Source organism: Mesorhizobium sp. ANAO-SY3R2 (genome assembly GCF_042466635.1).
Taxonomy (GTDB): domain Bacteria; phylum Pseudomonadota; class Alphaproteobacteria; order Rhizobiales; family Rhizobiaceae; genus Aminobacter.
In genome coordinates this window covers 3,789,136-3,805,000 of sequence record NZ_CP159955.1, presented here as the reverse complement: position 1 = coordinate 3,805,000, position 15,865 = coordinate 3,789,136, and the positions used below count along the sequence as shown (strand labels likewise).

The window sequence follows — 15,865 nt, the reverse complement described above, 5'->3', positions numbered from 1 at the left end:
GGATAGGTGGTAGGCTTTGAAGCCAGGGCGCCAGCCTTGGTGGAGCCACCCTTGAAATACCACCCTTATCTCTATGGATGTCTAACCGCGGCCCGTTATCCGGGTCCGGGACAATGTATGGTGGGTAGTTTGACTGGGGCGGTCGCCTCCTAAAGAGTAACGGAGGCGCGCGATGGTGGGCTCAGAACGGTCGGAAATCGTTCGCTGAGTGCAATGGCATAAGCCTGCCTGACTGCGAGACTGACAAGTCGAGCAGAGACGAAAGTCGGTCATAGTGATCCGGTGGTCCCGTGTGGAAGGGCCATCGCTCAACGGATAAAAGGTACGCCGGGGATAACAGGCTGATGACCCCCAAGAGTCCATATCGACGGGGTTGTTTGGCACCTCGATGTCGACTCATCGCATCCTGGGGCTGGAGCAGGTCCCAAGGGTATGGCTGTTCGCCATTTAAAGCGGTACGTGAGTTGGGTTCAGAACGTCGTGAGACAGTTCGGTCCCTATCTGCCGTGGGTGTAGGAATATTGAAAGGATCTGTCCCTAGTACGAGAGGACCGGGATGGACGGATCTCTGGTGGACCTGTTGTGGCGCCAGCCGCATAGCAGGGTAGCTATATCCGGACGGGATAACCGCTGAAGGCATCTAAGCGGGAAACCCACCTTAAAACGAGTATTCCCTGAGAACCGTGGAAGACGACCACGTTGATAGGCCGGGTGTGGAAGCGCAGCAATGTGTGAAGCTTACCGGTACTAATAGTTCGATAGGCTTGATCGTTCTCATTCCTAATGTTCATCGCAGCGCGATCCGCAAGGATCGTCGCAAGTGAACGGCACAGACAAAGACCAGCGAATGGCCCGAGAGGCCCCGAATAGATCCCTATTCGCTACTCTCTATTCCCTATTCGCTCAAGAAAGCTTCTCGAAACAACGTGCGTTTTGCCGACCTGGTGGTTATGGCGGAGCGGCTGCACCCGATCCCATTCCGAACTCGGCCGTGAAACGCTCCAGCGCTGATGGTACTTCGTCTCAAGACGCGGGAGAGTAAGTCGCTGCCAGGTCTGCCAAGCGCACGTTGAAAATCTTCTCGGAACGAAACAAGGCCCGCCAGCGGGTTTGTGGGCCGCCAGTCTCGTCAAAGATTGGGCGGCTCTTTCAATTGGCGAAAACCTCGCAATCATGTGGGCAAATGCCTACATCAAAGCAGGCGAAAGCCGGCAGACTTCGCAGGCCAAAACCTGCACATCGGTGGCGCGGGGTGGAGCAGCCCGGTAGCTCGTCAGGCTCATAACCTGAAGGTCACAGGTTCAAATCCTGTCCCCGCAACCAAATCAACAAAAGGCCCGCAGCAAGCGGGCCTTTTGCGTTTCCGCCGACCGTTTGGGCTATCGGCCGACCGCTGGCGCTGCACCTCGATCCCCAGTCGCCGCCCCCAAGCAGCCCAAGCCGAAAAAGCCGGACAAAAAAGCCAAAGCCTGGCCCACCCAAACAAATACAAAAACAGCCCGTCGGCAGAAATGCCGACGGGCTGCTTGAGCTTTGGGCACACGGGCACGGCTGCGAATCCGGCCACTTCAGCCGCCAGCAACAAGGGACATTGAGCTGCCATGGCGGCGAATTCGCCCTCATGCGCCGAATTAAAGCTTGGTAACCCGGCTTCGTCCGTCTCGTCCTCGGCGCTCGGTTTCCCTACATGTCCATATGGGTCGCTTGTGTCTTGTTCGACGGGGCGCCCGAAGACGGGTGAATGCCGCGCGCTGCGGGCGCTCAGAAGCGGTGCCGGTCGTTGGCGTCGCTCGGCATGAAGCCATTTTGCCGCCGGGGTCGAACGGTGGTGGTTACGCGGCGACGTCTTGTTGCGTAGCACGGCGGGCAAAAAGTCCGTCCCGGTCTCGACATGGAGCAGCCGCATGAGGACGTTCCGGCCCGCTATATTGGTTCCAGTCGCGCTTGTCGCGGGAGCCGTGCTGTTTTTGGCTCCGGGCCTCGGCGACCGGGTCCGGCGCGAGGTCACCGAGGCGATGGCAAATGTCGGGGCTACGCCCGGCACGAGCCGCCGTTCGGGTGCCGGCCAAAGACCTGCAGCAGTGCCGATTGCAGTGTCCGTGGCGACGGTGCAGAGCGGCTCTTTCCCGGTGATCACCCGTATTTTCGGCAACGTCCTGTCCCCGGCGGTGGTCCAGGTCGGTGCGCGCATCTCCAGCCAGGTCACGTCCGTCCACGTCAATGACGGCCAGATGGTGCAGGCAGGCGATCTGTTGATTTCGCTTGACGACCGGGCCCTGCGCGCCCAGCTGGCCCGTGACCAGGCGATCCTGGCCAAGGACAGCGCCTTGGTTGTCAGCACGACTGCGGATCTCAATCGCGCCAGGGACTTGGTCACCAAGCAGGCCGGCACACGCCAGGCCTATGACGCAGCACTTGCCGCCATGCAGGGGGCGGAGGCTACAGTCGAAGGCGACAAGGCGACCATCGAAGCCGACGAGGTGCAACTCGGTTTCACCCAGATCGCAGCCCCCATCTCGGGCCGGCTGGGTGCGGTGCAGGTCGCTGTCGGCGACCTCGTCGGCGGTTCCGCCTTTGTTGCGGGCTCCGCAAACAGCCTGGTTTCGATCACCCAGGTCGATCCCATCGACGTGGTCTTCCGGCTGCCCGAGGCGGACCTTCCCATCTTCAAGCGCTTGCTCGACACCGGAAAACCGCCGACGGTGAGGGCACTGAACAGCTCGACCGCCGAGGTACTGGCCACCGGGGTGCTCAGCTTCATCGATTCCACCGTCGACACGACTTCCGGCACGATCGCCATGCGCGCCACCTTTGCCAACAGCGCGCTCGTCCTGTGGCCGGGGCAATATGTCGACGTCGAGATCGAGCAGAGCCCGTTGAATGGTGCTGCCATCATTCCCACCGTCGCGCTGCAGCCGGGTCAGGCCGGTCAGTTCGTCTATCTGGTTCGAGCGGACAATACGATCGAGGCGCGTCCGGTGAAGGTAGCCATGACCGAGGGTGCCAACGCGGCCATTGCCGAGGGGCTGGAGCCCGGAGATCGCGTGGTCACCGAAGGACAGCTGCAGCTCAAGCCCGGTATCGCGGTAAGGCCAACCCTGGCCGGTTCGGACGCGCAGGCAGCCTCAGCATCGCAACCGCCTTCCCTGAACATGCCTGGAAGTTCCGTGGAGAAGACCGGACCATAGCAGGACAACGGCGATGAACATCTCGGAATTCTGCATCCGCCGGCCCATCGCAACGCTATTGATGTCGCTGTCGTTGGTCATCGCCGGGCTCTTCGCCTACAGCCGCTTGCCGGTGGCGGCACTGCCGCGCGCCGATTTTCCCGTCATCACCGTTTCGGCGTCCTTGCCCGGTGCATCGCCCGACACGATGGCCACCTCCGTCGCCACCCCGCTGATCAAGCAGTTCGCCACCATCTCGGGCATCGACAGCATCGCCACCACCAACTCGCTTGGCACCACCTCGATCTCGATCCAGTTTGCGCTCGACCGCAACATCGACGCCGCTGCCGCAGACGTGCAGGCGGCGATCGCACGCTCGGCGCGCGCCTTGCCCAACGACCTGCCGTCGCCGCCGAGCTATCGCAAGGTCAACCCGGCCGATGCACCGATCCTGCTGCTGGCGCTGAAAAGCGACATTGTGCCGATGACCGACCTCGACGCCTTTGCCCAGCAGGTCATCTCACCGTCGCTGTCGACGCTCGACGGTGTCGCCCAGGTGATGATCTTCGGCACCCAGCAATTTGCCGTGCGCATCCAGATCGACGCCGATGCGCTGGCAGCGAAGGGCATTTCGACCGGCCAGCTCGCCGATGCGATTGCCGGCGCCAACGCCAATTCGCCGGTGGGCACCCTGCAGGGCAATCAGCAGCAGTTGACCATCGTCGCCAATACCCAGCTGAACAACGCCGCCGACTTCTCCAAGCTCATCATCTCCAGCAAGGGCGGCAAGCCGGTCCGGCTCGGCGACGTCACGCGGGTCATCGATTCGGTCGTCAACCTGCAGACGGCGAGTTGGTATGACGGCGCGCGCGCCATCATCCTCGCGATCCAGCGTCAGCCCGACGCCAACACGGTCGCCGTGGTCGACCGGGTGCAGGCAATGCTGCCGACTTTCCGCAGCGCCCTGCCGGCCGCGGCGTCGCTTGAGACGCTCAACGATCGCGCCGCCTCGGTCCGCTCGGCCCTGCATGATGTGCAGGTCACCCTCGCCCTGACGATCGCGCTCGTCATCCTGGTGATCTTCCTCTTCCTGCGCCGTGTGTGGGCGACGGTGATTCCGGGGCTGGCCGTGCCGATCTCGCTGATCGCCACCTTCGGTGTCATGTATCTGCTTGGCTTTTCCATCGACAACATCTCGCTGATGGCGCTGACCCTGTCTGTCGGCCTGGTGGTCGACGACGCCATCGTCATGCTCGAGAACATCGTTCGTCATATCGAGGAGGACGGCCTGAGCCCGTTCGAGGCGGCACTCAAGGGCTCGCGCGAGATCGGCTTCACCATCATTGCGATTTCGTTGTCGCTGGTCGCAGTCTTCATTCCCGTGCTGCTCATGGGCGGCGTGATCGGCAAGATTTTCTACGAGTTCGCCGTGGTCGTGGTCGTCGCCATCCTGGCGTCTACCTTCGTGTCGCTGACGCTGACGCCGATGCTCGCCTCGCGGCTTCCGATCGGCTCGCAAGCCGAGGGCGCTATGGGCCGCACACTCGAGCGCGGCTTTGACGCGGTGCTTCGGGGCTATGACCGGCTGCTCCGGCTATGCTTCCGCTTCCATGCGGTGATCTTCGCGATCTTCCTGGGCTCGATCGCCCTGACCGCCTACCAGCTCAGCACCATGCCCAAGGGCTTCTTCCCGCTCGAGGATATCGGCCAGCTGCAGGTGACCACGCTGGCCCGCCAGGACATTTCCTACGACGCGATGGTCGGTTTGCAGGCCAAGGTCGCTGATGTTTTCGCCAGGTCGCCCTATGTCGCCCATGTCGCGAGCACGGTGGGCAGCGGCGGCGGCGGATCGAGCGCCATGAACTCGGCTCGTCTCTTCGTCGAGCTGAAACCCAAGACCGCGAGGCCGCCCCTGCAGCAGGTTCTGGCGGAGCTGCGGCCGCAACTGGCCGCTGTCGCCGGCATCCAAACCTTCATGGCTCCGGTCCAGAACCTGACGGTCGGCGCCCGCGGGTCGGCCAGCCAATACCAGCTGGTCGTCCAGGGTCTCAACGAAGGCGAAATGAACCAGTGGGCGCAGAAGCTGTACGAGGCCATGTCCGCGGACAAGGCCTATTTCACCGACGTCAGCACCGACCTGCAGATCAACGCCCAGCAGGCGAACCTCGTCGTCGACCGCGACAAGGCGGCATCGCTAGGCGTCACCGCCGACGTGCTGCGCGCCACGCTTTATGGCGGCTTCGGCACCCAGCAGGTCTCGACCATCTTCACGCCGAGCGACAGCTACGAAGTGATCATGGAGCTCGACCCCAACATCGACTGGACGCCGGAGCGCCTGGCGCGGATCCAGGTTGCTGGGGCCAACGGCGCGCTGATCCCGCTGGGCGCGTTTGCCCATGTGGAAAGGAATGTCGGCGCGCTCACCGTCAACCAGCTCGGCCAGCTGCCGTCGGTGACGATTTCCTACAATTTGCCGGCCGGTGTGGCGCTTGGCGACACCATCACCCAGATCGACAGGCTCAAGGCCGAGATCGGCATGCCTGCAAACATTTCAACCAGGTTCTACGGCACGGCCAAGACCTTCCAGGACGCTGCCGCCAACCAGGGTCTGCTGATCCTGGCCGCCATCCTGACCATATATGTCGTGCTCGGCATGCTCTATGAGAGCCTCATCCACCCGCTGACGATCCTCTCGGGCCTGCCGGCGGCGGCGGTAGGCGCACTTCTGGCACTGTCGCTGCTCGGCTTCGACCTGTCGGTCATCGCCGTCATCGGGCTTCTGATGCTGATCGGCATCGTCAAGAAGAATGCCATCATGATGATCGACGTGGCGTTGACGCTGCAGCGCGACGGCATGGCCCCGGCACAGGCGATCCACAAGGCCTGTCTCATGCGCTTCCGCCCGATCATGATGACGACCTTGGCAGCCCTGATGAGCGCCTTGCCGATCGCGCTCGGATCGGGCGCCAGCGCCGAGCTGCGCCAGCCATTGGGTATCGCAGTCGTCGGCGGGCTTGTGGTGTCACAGACGCTGACGCTGTTCATCACGCCCGTGCTCTATATCTATCTGGATCGGCTGGGTGCAGGCCTGCGGCGGCTGTTTTTCGGCCGCCGCAAGAACGAAAAAGCGCCCGCCGAGGGCGGGCGCAAGCTCGAGGTCGTGAAGAAGGCCGCCGAATGACCCGAAGGTTCCGGCGACATGGTGCCTAGGCGTAGCGCGACAGCGCGAGGTCGGCGACGTCGATCTCCGGGCGGGTGCCGCCGATCATGTCGGCCAGCACGCGGCCCGAGCCGCAGGCCATGGTCCAGCCCAGCGTGCCGTGTCCGGTGTTGAGATAGAAGTTGTCGAAGTTGGCGCGGCCGACCACCGGCGTGCCATCCGGCGTCATCGGACGCAGTCCGCTCCAGAACGTCGCCCGGCTGTGGTCGGCGGCTCCGCCGAACAGGTCCTCGACGGAGAATTGCAGCGTTGCCTTGCGCGATTCCGGTAGGGCGGTGCTGAAGCCGGCGATCTCGGCCATGCCACCGACACGGATGCGGTCGCCGAGGCGGGTGATGGCGATCTTGTAGGTGTCGTCCATGATGGTGGAGACCGGCGCGCGCGTCTCGTCGACGATCGGCACGGTGATCGAGTAGCCCTTGACCGGGTAGACCGGCACCTTCAGACCGAGCGGCTTGACGAATTCAGGCATGAAGCTGCCGAGCGCGCCGACGAAGATGTCGGCCTCGACCTCGCCTTGCGAGGTGCGGACGGCGACGATGCGCTTGCCTTCCTGGCGCAGGCCTTCGAGCTTGACCCCGAAGCGGAACTCGACGCCCAGGCCCTCGGCGAGCTTTGCCAGTTCGTTGGTGAACTTGAAGCAGTCGCCGGTCTCGTCATTGGGCAGGCGCAGGCCGCCCGCGATCTTCTCGCGCACCGGCGCCAGGCCGGGCTCGGCAGCGATGCAGCCGGCAGCGTCGAGCACTTCATAGGCCACGCCGTCGCTCTGCAGCACCTCGATGTCCTTGGCCATGCCGTCGAGCTGCTTCTGGTAGCGGAACAGCTGCAGCGTGCCTTGCGTGCGGTGGTCGTACTGGATGCCGGTGTCGTCGCGCAGCGAAATCAGGCAGTCGCGGCTGTATTCGGCGAGCCGCACCATGCGGCTCTTGTTCAGCGCATAGCGCGCCGAGGTGCAGTTGCGCAGCATCGACGCCACCCAGCGCCAGGTCGCGATGTCGAGCATCGGCTGGATGATGAGGGGCGCGTGCTTCATGAACACCCACTTCATCGCCTTCTGCGGGATGCCGGGTGCGGCCCAGGGCGAGGCATAGCCGGGCGAGATCTCGCCGGCATTGGCGTAGCTGGTCTCCAGTGCCGGCCCCGACTGGCGGTCGAGCACGGTGACCTTGTGGCCGGCCTTGGCCAGGTAGTAGGCGGAAGTGACGCCGATGACGCCGGCACCGAGAATGACTATGCGCATGATGGCCTCTGTCAGGAATTGCGTGCTGCGGCTTCGGGGCGGCGGTACTGGCGATTGTAGCGCCGACCGAGGCTCGTCAGGATTTCGTAGGAGATCGTGCCGGCGTCGGCCGCGATCGTTTCAAGCGTCTGGTGCGGGCCGATCAGCTCGACCATGCTGCCGAGCTTGAGCGCGTCGGCGGGCAGGGCGCTGACGTCGAGGATGATGCTGTCCATCGATACGCGGCCGACGATCGGCAGGCGCACGCCGCCGAACCAGGCCGCGCCCGAATTGCTGAGATGGCGCGGCAGCCCGTCGGCATAGCCGGCGGCGATGGTGGCAAGCCGCATCTCCTGCGGGGCGACAAAGCTTGCGCCATATCCGATCTCGGCGCCAGCCGGCACGGTGCGGGTCTGCACTACGCCGACCTCGAGCTTGACCACTGCCTGCATCGGGTTGTCGCCGTCGGCCAGCGGCGCGCCGCCATAGAGCGCGATACCCGGCCGTGCCAGATCGCCGCGATACTCCTCGCCGAGAAAGATCCCGGCGGAATTGGCGAATGACAGCTTGGCGTCGGCGAAGCGCTCGCGGATGGCGACCATCCGCTCCAGCTGGCGTTCGTTGGCCGCATGCTCCGGCTCGTCGCCGCAGGCGAGGTGGCTCATGACAATGTCGACATGGACGCCGGTCAGCCGATCCGGCTCGGCCAGCAACGTGTCGATGTCCTCAGGCTGCAGGCCCAGGCGCGACATGCCGGTGTCGAACTGGATTGCCGCCGGCAGCGTGGCGTTGCGCGCCTTGGCGGTTGCCGACCAGTTGGCGACCTGTTCCAGCGAATTCAGCACCGGGACGACGCCGAGCTCGGCGCAGTCTGCCTCGCTGCCGGGCAGCAAGCCGTTGAGCACGAAGATGCGCGCGTCGGCGCCAAGGTGCGGCCTGAGCCGGATCGCCTCGATGAAATGTGCGACGAAGAAATCGCGGCATCCGGCGTCATAGAGTGCGGGCGCCACCTGTGCGGCACCGAGGCCGTAGGCGTCGGCCTTGACCACCGCGGCCGCCTTGGCCGGGGCGGTCCGCTGGCACAGCTGTTCGTAATTGGCGACGAGGGCCACAAGATCGATGGTGAGCGTCCCGCAAGCCACGCGGCTTTCGATCTCGTTTCGCACGTTAACGCCCATGTTCAGGACCCGTCCTTGCCAATTCCCTGAAGATATCGCAACGATTGACGAAAATCTTGCCAATCTTCGGTAGTTCGTGCGAACAACGGCAAGTTGGCAGAATTTTGAACGACATTTTGGAAGGATGTGCGATGTCCGCCCTGGACGCAATCGATCGTGCCATCGTCCGCGCCCTGCGCGCCAATGCCCGCGTCAGCAATGCCAAGCTGGCGGCAGAGGTCGGGCTGTCGCCTTCGGCCTGTCTGCGGCGGGTGCAATTGCTCGAGCAGCAGGGCGTCATCAGGGGCTACACGGCGATCGTCGGCAGCGCGGTTGCCGATGAGGGCATCGCCGTCATCGTCCAGATCACGCTGGAGCGGCAGACCGAGGAATATTTCAACCGCTTCGAACTGGCGGTGCGGCGCCACCCGGAAATCAAGGAATGCTACCTGATGACCGGCGGCTCGGACTATTTCCTGCGCGTCGAGGTCGAAAGTGCCGCCGATTTCGAGCGCGTCCACAAGGATATCCTGTCGGCGCTGCCGGGCCTTGCCCGCATCCATTCGAGCTTTTCGATCCGCAACGTGCTTCAGGCGCGCCGGCCCAAAGCATGATCCCGCAAAGTGGATGCCGCTTTTCGGAAAAGATCATGCTTCGACGACCAGATAGAGCGACTTGATTGGCGCTCAGGCCGGCTTCAGCGCTCGTTGGCTGCGCCAGCGCATGAAACCGACCAGCCCTGCGATGCAGAGCGTGCCGACGATCATCAGGAAAGCGGCGGCGGCGACCGCCGGGGAAATGTTCTCGCGGATCGAGGCAAACATCTGCCGCGCCAGCGTGCGCTGGTTCGGCCCGGCGACGAACAGCGTCAGCACCACCTCGTCGAGCGAGGTGGCGAAGGCGAACACCGCGCCCGTCAGCATGCCCGGCATGATGATCGGCAGGGTCACGCGGCGGAATACCCGGGTCGGCGTTGCCCCCAGGCTGCTGGCCGCCCTTTCCAGCCATGGATCCATGGCGGCGAGCGAGCCCGAGACGCTGACGATGACGAAGGGAATGCACAGCACCGAATGGGCGACCATCACGCCGAGATAGGAATTGGCGAGGCCGATCCGGCCGTAGAGCATCTGCATGCCGACGCCGAGCACCACCGCCGGCACCACCATCGGCATCAGGAAGGTGGTGCGGATGGCGTTGCCGAAGGGCAACTGGCTGTTGCGCAGTCCCAGTGCCGCCAGCGTGCCGAGCACGGTGGCGATGATGGTCGCACCCGAGCCGATGATCAGGCTGTTGATGATCGAGCGCCGCCAGACCTCGTTGGTCTGCAACTCGCTGAACCAGCGCGAGGAGAAGGATTCGATCGGGTAGTTGAGGAAGATGCTCGAATTGAAGGCGAGCGGCAGGATCGCTGCGATCGGCGCCAGCAGGAAGAACACCACCGCAGCCCCGAAGACGATCTGGGCGGTGCGCAGGGCAGGGCTGGGGCGGCTGCTCATGTCGACACCATGGTCGGCGACCGCGAAAGCCTGCCGTAGACGAGATAGAGCACGGTGGTGACGGCGAGCAGAATCAGGCCGAGCGCGCCGGCCATGCCCCAGTTCGCCGTGCCGGTGGCGAAGAAGGCGATGACCGAGCTGATCATCTGGTCGTTCGGACCGCCCACCAGTGCGGGCGTGATGTAGTAGCCAAGCGCTACCATGAAGACCAGCAGCGAGCCCGACATCAGGCCGGGGAAGGCGAGCGGCAGCAGCACGTGGCGGAACGCCTTGAGCCGCGAGGCGCCGAGCGAAGCCGCTGCCGGCATCAAATTGGCCGGAATGGTCAGCAACCCGCTGTAGATCGGCAGGACCATGAACGGCAAAAGCACGTGGGTCATGGCGATCACCACGCCGGTGCGGTTGAAGATCAGCGGCAGCGGCTGACTGATCAGGCCGATCCGCTGCAGCGCCTCGTTGATCAGGCCCTCGTTCTGCAACAGGATGAACCAGGCGGCGGTGCGCACCAGCAGCGACGTCCACAAGGGCAGCAGCACCGCAATCAGCAGCATCGCGCGCACCCAGCCCGAGGCCGAGGCGGCGATCAGCGCATAGGGCAGGCCGATCGCCGCGCACAGGATCGTCACCGAGGCTGCGATCATGAAGGTGCGCAGCATGATCTGGCGGTTGGCCGAGGCGGAGGCGTCGACGGCGGCGATCTCGCCCTTGGCGTCGCGCTCGAGGTCGGCGGCGGCAAGCAGGTAGCGGTCGGTGTAGAGCGGCATCGCCGCCTTCATCGCCTGCCAGTATCTGGCCTCGCCCCAGCGCGGGTCGATGGCCGCGAGTTCCACCGGCTGGCCCTCGGGCGCCGCCTTGACGGCGTTTGCCGTGCGCGACATCAGCGAGCGGAAGCCGGACAATTCGCTGTTGAGCCGCCGCACTGCGTCGCCGAAGGCAAGCTGGTCGACCGGCTGGCGCAGGTCGGCGACCAGTGCCGCCTGCATCTCCGGGGTCGGCGGGCTCGCCCCGTCCCAATGGGCCACTGCGGCCGCCGTCTCGGGCATGACGCCGCGCACCGTGCCGTCGGTCACCGATGCCATCATCATCGTTGCCAGCGGCCAGAAGAAGAAGATGACCAGGAAGGCGACCAGCGGCGTGATCAGCCCGAGGGCGGTCAGTCTTGCGCGCAGGGCCGAGGACATCATGGCTCCATCACCATGCATTCGTCGGGTTCGAAGGCGGCAAACGCTTCCGTCCCCACCGGCCAGGCACGCGTCCTGCGCTCAAGCTTGGCGACCATGTCGACGCCGCTGCCGGAGAGGCGCACGCGCAGATGGTCGCCCTGGTAGACCGTGTCGAGCACCTTGACCGGAATGGCATTCGCCGCATCGCCGGTGTCGGTGAGCCGCACGCGCTCGGGGCGCACGGAGGCCAGTACATCGTCGCCGGCGGCGAATTCGGCCGGCGCGCTGGCTTCGACGATCGGCCCGTGGGCGAGCTTGACCTTCGCCCTGGCCCCGTCGCGGGACTCCACCTTGCCGGCAAACAGGTTGGTTTCGCCGATGAACTCGGCGACGAAGCGCGTCTTCGGCTGGTCATAGATCGCCTCGGGCGCCGCCAGCTGCTCGATCCGGCCGGCATTGAACACGGCGATGCGGTTCGACATCGTCAGCGCCTCGCCCTGGTCGTGGGTGACGAAGACGATGGTCAGGCCGAGCCGGCGGTGGAGTTCGCGTAGCTCGAACTGCATGTGCTCGCGCAACTGCTTGTCGAGCGCGCCGAGCGGCTCGTCCATCAGCACCACGCTGGGCTCGAACACCAAAGCGCGCGTCAGCGCCACGCGCTGCTGCTGGCCGCCCGACAGCTGCGCCGGCTTGCGGTCCTTGATCTGGGCGAGCTTGACCATGTCGAGGGCACGCTTCACCCGCTCGGCTACATCGGCCTTCGGCACGCCGCGCATCGCCAGCGGAAAGGCGACGTTCTCGGCCACCGTCATGTGCGGAAACAGCGCGTAGTTCTGGAACACCACGCCCATGTTGCGCCGATGCGCGGGCAGGTGGTCGATGCGCTTGCCTTCGAGCTTGATTGCGCCGCTGGTCGGCTCGATGAAGCCGGCCAGCATCATCAGGATCGTGGTCTTGCCCGATCCCGACGGGCCGAGCAGGCTCATGAACTCGCCCTTTTCGATGATGAGATCGAGTTCGTCGACGACCTTCAGCAGGCCAAAGGATTTCGAGATGCGTTCGAGATTGATGAAAGCAGACAAATGTCCCTCGCGGCAGGCGTTGACCCTTCCATCGGCGGAAGCCGGGACGCACTAAAGCACGATCCGGAACAATGGGCACCGGGTTTTTGGCGGCAATCATGCCGCAGGCCTCGACCGATAGTCGCCGTCGGATCGGTGGTGCGGGTGTTGCGGGAGCCCACGGCTACGCGGGCCCCCGCTTGACGGATTACTGCGCCAGCCAGGCGTTGAACCGGCCGGTCAGTTCCTCGATATTGTCGACCCAGAATGCGCCGTCGAGCGCGACCGTGTCCACCATATTGGCTTCCGACGTCGGCAGGTCGGCGGCGAGGTTGGCGGGCACCGCCGCTGCGGCTTCCTTCTGCGGCAGGCCGTAGGCTATGTATTCCGGCAGCTTCGACTGGTTCTCGGGCGCGCTGGCAAAGGCGATGAAGTCCATCGCGTCGGCTTTGTTGGGGCTGTTGCGCAGCACCACCCAGCTGTCGATGGCGTAGATGCTGCCCGGCCAGACCACCTTGAAGTGCTTGCCTTCGGACTTGTTGATGCCGGAGATGCGGCCGTTATAGGCGGTCGTCATCACCACTTCGCCCGAGGCGAGCAGTTGTAGCGGCTGGGCGCCGGCTTCCCACCAGACGACGTCCTTCTTGATCTCGTCGAGCTTCTTGAAGGCGCGGTCGACGCCCTCGGGCGTGCGCAGCACGTTGTAGACTTCGGCCGGCTTGACGCCGTCGGCCATCAGCGCGAATTCGAGCGAATATTTCGGGCCGCGGCGCAGGCCGCGCTTGCCGGGGAATTTCTGGGTGTCCCAGAAATCGGCCCAGGATGTCGGCACGGTGTCCTTCAGCTTGTCGCCGTCATAGCTCAGCATCGTCGACCAGACGATGGCGCCGACGCCGCAGTCATGCGCGCCCGCCGCCAGGAACTTGTCCTTGCCGCCGAGCTTGTCCCAGTCGATCTTCTCGTAGAAGCCATCGGTGCAGCCGAGTTCCAACTCCTCCGTCTCGACCTGGACGACGTCCCAGTTCGGTTCGCCGGCCTTCACCTTGGCCGCGATCACGCCGATGCCGCCGTCCCAGCTCTCGTCGAGCACCGGCTTGCCCAGCTTCTTGGCGAAGGGCTCGAAATAGATTTTCTTCTGTGCGTCCTGGTAGTTGCCGCCCCAGGAAACGACGGTCAGGTCGCGCGCCGCAGCCGTTCCCACTGCCAGCGAGAGCGCCAGACCCGCTGCGCCGAGTGTGCTGATTGTCCTCTTGAAAGTCATGTTCTTATTCCTTGTTCCACCTCTGGACCGGATTAGAAGAGCACAACTGAGGTTGGGGCAACAGGGGTGATGCCGTTGGGGCAGGCGGCGGTTAATATATCGACCAGCCTGTCACGGCCGAGCGGCGCGCTCAGTAGGTCGGCGGCGTCACCGCGCTGATGATCTGGCTCGGCTCGTCGCTGACGCTTCGGAAGCGATGCGGAGCGCGGCTGTCGAAATAGTAGCCGTCGCCGGGCTTGAGCACGCGGCGTTCGTCGCCGACCGTGATCTCGACGGCGCCCGACATGACGAAGCCCGCCTCCTGTGCCTGGTGGCTGAAGGCCTCGCCGGTGTCGGCGCCCGGGGCATAGGTCTCGTGCAGCATCAGGATGGTGCGGTTGGGGAAGTTGACGCCCAGCATCCGGTAGGAAATCGAGTCGTAGTTGCCGATCTCGATGCAGTCGCGCGCCGTGTAGAAGGGCGACGATGGCACCAGCGACGTGAGCCCGGAGAAGAAGCCGGTCAGCGTCGTGCCGAGCGCGTCGAGGATGGCGCTCAGCGTGTCGACGGAGGGGCTGATGCGGTCGCGCTCGATCAGCGAAATGGTCGAATGCGAGATGCCCGACCGCGCCGCCAGTTCCCTGATGCCGAGATGGCGGCGGCGGCGGAGTTCGCGAAGATGTTCTCCGATTTGCGACATTATGGCTCCCTTTCGGTGGGGATGGTAGCACTCGCTGGTTAGAATACTAGACAGGCCCTGCCGCTTTGATTGTCTGGGGCAGCGCACTCCGCCACTCTCAGCTGGAATCCATCATTTAAAGCGGAAGCAAGATGACCCTTTCCCCCGAACTCGCCGCGCGCATCCATCACCTCAAGGCGCCGAGCCCCGCCGCCGTCGCCGACACCGGAGAGATCGAACGCACGGTCAAGGATGTTCTCGCCGGCGTGCGCGACTGCGGCGACGAAGCGCTGCGCGAATACAGCCGCATGTTCGACCGCGCCGAGGTCGAAAACTTCGAGGTCTCCATGGCCGAGCGAGAAGCCGCAGTCGCCGCACTCGACCCGCAGACCGCCGCCGACACGCGTTTTGCCATCGAGCGGGTGCGTGCCTTCGCCGAGGCGCAGCTGGCGACGATGCTGCCGCTCGAGGTCGAGCCTCTGCCGGGCCTGCATCTCGGCCACCGCGTCATCCCCATTGCCCGCATCGGCGCCTATGTGCCGGGCGGGCGCTATCCGCTGCTGTCGGCCCCGGTCATGACCATCGTGCCAGCCAAGGTCGCCGGCTGCGACGAGGTCATTGCCTGCCTGCCGCCGAATGCCCATCAGGCGATGATCGCCGGCTGCCATCTCTCGGGTGCCGACCGCATTTTCCGTGTCGGCGGCGCCCAGGCGATTGCCGCCATGGCTTATGGCACCGAGACCATCCCCGCCGTGGACAAGATCGTTGGGCCCGGAAATGCCTATGTCAACGAGGCCAAGCGCCAGGTGTTCGGCCCTGTTGGCATCGACCAGCTCGCAGGTCCAAGCGAGATCTTCGTCGTTGCGGATTCTTCCGGCGATGCCGCGATGATCGCCACCGATCTGCTCGCCCAGGCCGAGCACGACGTGCGCACCCGCGTCGGCCTGATCACCACCGACGCAAAACTCGCCCATGACACCCTGGTCGAGATCGAGCGCCAGCTCGCCGGCCTGCCCACCGCCAATGTCGCCGCTCCCGCCTGGCGCGACTATGGCCAGATCGTCGTCTGCGTGGATGAAGAGGCGATGATCGCCTATTCCGACTTCATCGCCGCCGAGCATCTGCAGGTCCACACCGTCGACCCGCAGGCAACGGCCAGGAAGCTGCGCAACTATGGCTCGCTGTTCATCGGCACCATGGCGAGCGTGGTCTATTCCGACAAATGCTGCGGCACCAACCACACTTTGCCGACCATGGGGGCTGGCCGCTACACCGGCGGGCTGTGGGTCGGCTCATACGTCAAGGTCTGCACCCACCAGTGGCTCGAACGTGCCGGCGTCGAGGCGGTCGCCCCGCCGGCGATCCGTCAGAGCGCCAGCGAAGGTCTTGAGGGGCACCGGCGCGCGGCGGCGTTGCGCATGGAGCGGATGCAGCTCGGCTGAACCTGGATAGGGGATGGGGAC

At 64.7% G+C, this 15,865-nt stretch carries 11 protein-coding genes, 1 tRNA gene and 2 rRNA genes (1 of these 14 cut by a window edge); 7 read left to right on the top strand and 7 right to left on the bottom strand.

Features of this window, described 5'->3' with window-relative positions; translation table 11 throughout:
- The 5 genes from ABSY17_RS23150 to ABSY17_RS23130 all read left to right on the top strand — a co-directional run.
- Positions 1-772: ribosomal RNA gene (locus tag ABSY17_RS23150) — 23S ribosomal RNA — on the top strand (it extends 2,041 nt beyond the left edge of the window).
- A 168-nt stretch (positions 773-940) separates the two neighbouring features.
- Positions 941-1,055, top strand: a 5S ribosomal RNA gene (rrf, locus tag ABSY17_RS23145).
- Positions 1,056-1,246: 191 nt separating this feature from the next.
- Positions 1,247-1,323 (top strand) — tRNA-Met (locus tag ABSY17_RS23140).
- A 581-nt stretch (positions 1,324-1,904) separates the two neighbouring features.
- Entirely contained in the window at positions 1,905-3,188 is a 1,284-nt protein-coding gene (locus tag ABSY17_RS23135; protein ID WP_378946083.1) for an efflux RND transporter periplasmic adaptor subunit, read from the top strand.
- A 13-nt stretch (positions 3,189-3,201) separates the two neighbouring features.
- A complete protein-coding gene (locus ABSY17_RS23130; RefSeq protein ID WP_378946081.1) occupies positions 3,202-6,348 on the top strand; it encodes an efflux RND transporter permease subunit in 3,147 nt (1,048 codons plus the stop codon).
- Between the two features lie 25 nt (positions 6,349-6,373).
- Here ABSY17_RS23130 and ABSY17_RS23125 read toward each other — a convergent pair whose 3' ends face one another.
- Complete coding sequence (locus tag ABSY17_RS23125; protein WP_378946078.1) at positions 6,374-7,627, bottom strand: D-amino acid dehydrogenase; 1,254 nt, start codon at positions 7,625-7,627, stop codon at positions 6,374-6,376.
- An 11-nt stretch (positions 7,628-7,638) separates the two neighbouring features.
- Positions 7,639-8,784 carry an alanine racemase gene (alr, locus tag ABSY17_RS23120; protein ID WP_378946076.1) on the bottom strand — a complete coding sequence of 382 codons (1,146 nt, stop codon included), beginning with the start codon at positions 8,782-8,784 and terminating at the stop codon, positions 7,639-7,641.
- A 131-nt stretch (positions 8,785-8,915) separates the two neighbouring features.
- Between alr and ABSY17_RS23115 the strand changes: the two genes are divergently transcribed.
- Complete coding sequence (locus ABSY17_RS23115; RefSeq protein WP_378946073.1) at positions 8,916-9,377, top strand: Lrp/AsnC family transcriptional regulator; 462 nt, start codon at positions 8,916-8,918, stop codon at positions 9,375-9,377.
- Between the two features lie 72 nt (positions 9,378-9,449).
- Here ABSY17_RS23115 and ABSY17_RS23110 read toward each other — a convergent pair whose 3' ends face one another.
- The 5 genes from ABSY17_RS23110 to ABSY17_RS23090 all read right to left on the bottom strand — a co-directional run bounded on the left by ABSY17_RS23110 (position 9,450) and on the right by ABSY17_RS23090 (position 14,423).
- Positions 9,450-10,259, bottom strand: a complete 810-nt coding sequence (locus ABSY17_RS23110) for an ABC transporter permease (protein WP_378946070.1) — start codon at positions 10,257-10,259, stop codon at positions 9,450-9,452.
- Positions 10,256-11,443, bottom strand: coding sequence for an ABC transporter permease (locus ABSY17_RS23105; RefSeq protein WP_378946067.1), 1,188 nt, complete (start codon positions 11,441-11,443; stop codon positions 10,256-10,258). Before ABSY17_RS23105 ends, ABSY17_RS23110 begins: the two co-directional genes overlap by 4 nt.
- The gene (locus tag ABSY17_RS23100; RefSeq protein ID WP_378946064.1) at positions 11,440-12,504 is read right to left on the bottom strand and encodes an ABC transporter ATP-binding protein; all 1,065 of its coding nucleotides are present in this window, start codon (positions 12,502-12,504) and stop codon (positions 11,440-11,442) included. Before ABSY17_RS23100 ends, ABSY17_RS23105 begins: the two co-directional genes overlap by 4 nt.
- Positions 12,505-12,691: 187 nt before the next feature.
- On the bottom strand, positions 12,692-13,744 hold the full coding sequence (locus tag ABSY17_RS23095; RefSeq protein WP_378946062.1) for an ABC transporter substrate-binding protein: 1,053 nt from the start codon (positions 13,742-13,744) through the stop codon (positions 12,692-12,694).
- 130 nt (positions 13,745-13,874) lie between these two features.
- Positions 13,875-14,423 carry a cupin domain-containing protein gene (locus ABSY17_RS23090; RefSeq protein ID WP_378946059.1) on the bottom strand — a complete coding sequence of 183 codons (549 nt, stop codon included), beginning with the start codon at positions 14,421-14,423 and terminating at the stop codon, positions 13,875-13,877.
- A 131-nt stretch (positions 14,424-14,554) separates the two neighbouring features.
- On the opposite strand from ABSY17_RS23090, the gene hisD reads away from it, so the two are divergent.
- Positions 14,555-15,844, top strand: coding sequence for a histidinol dehydrogenase (gene hisD / locus ABSY17_RS23085; RefSeq protein WP_378946056.1), 1,290 nt, complete (start codon positions 14,555-14,557; stop codon positions 15,842-15,844).
- Positions 15,845-15,865: the final 21 nt, after the last annotated feature.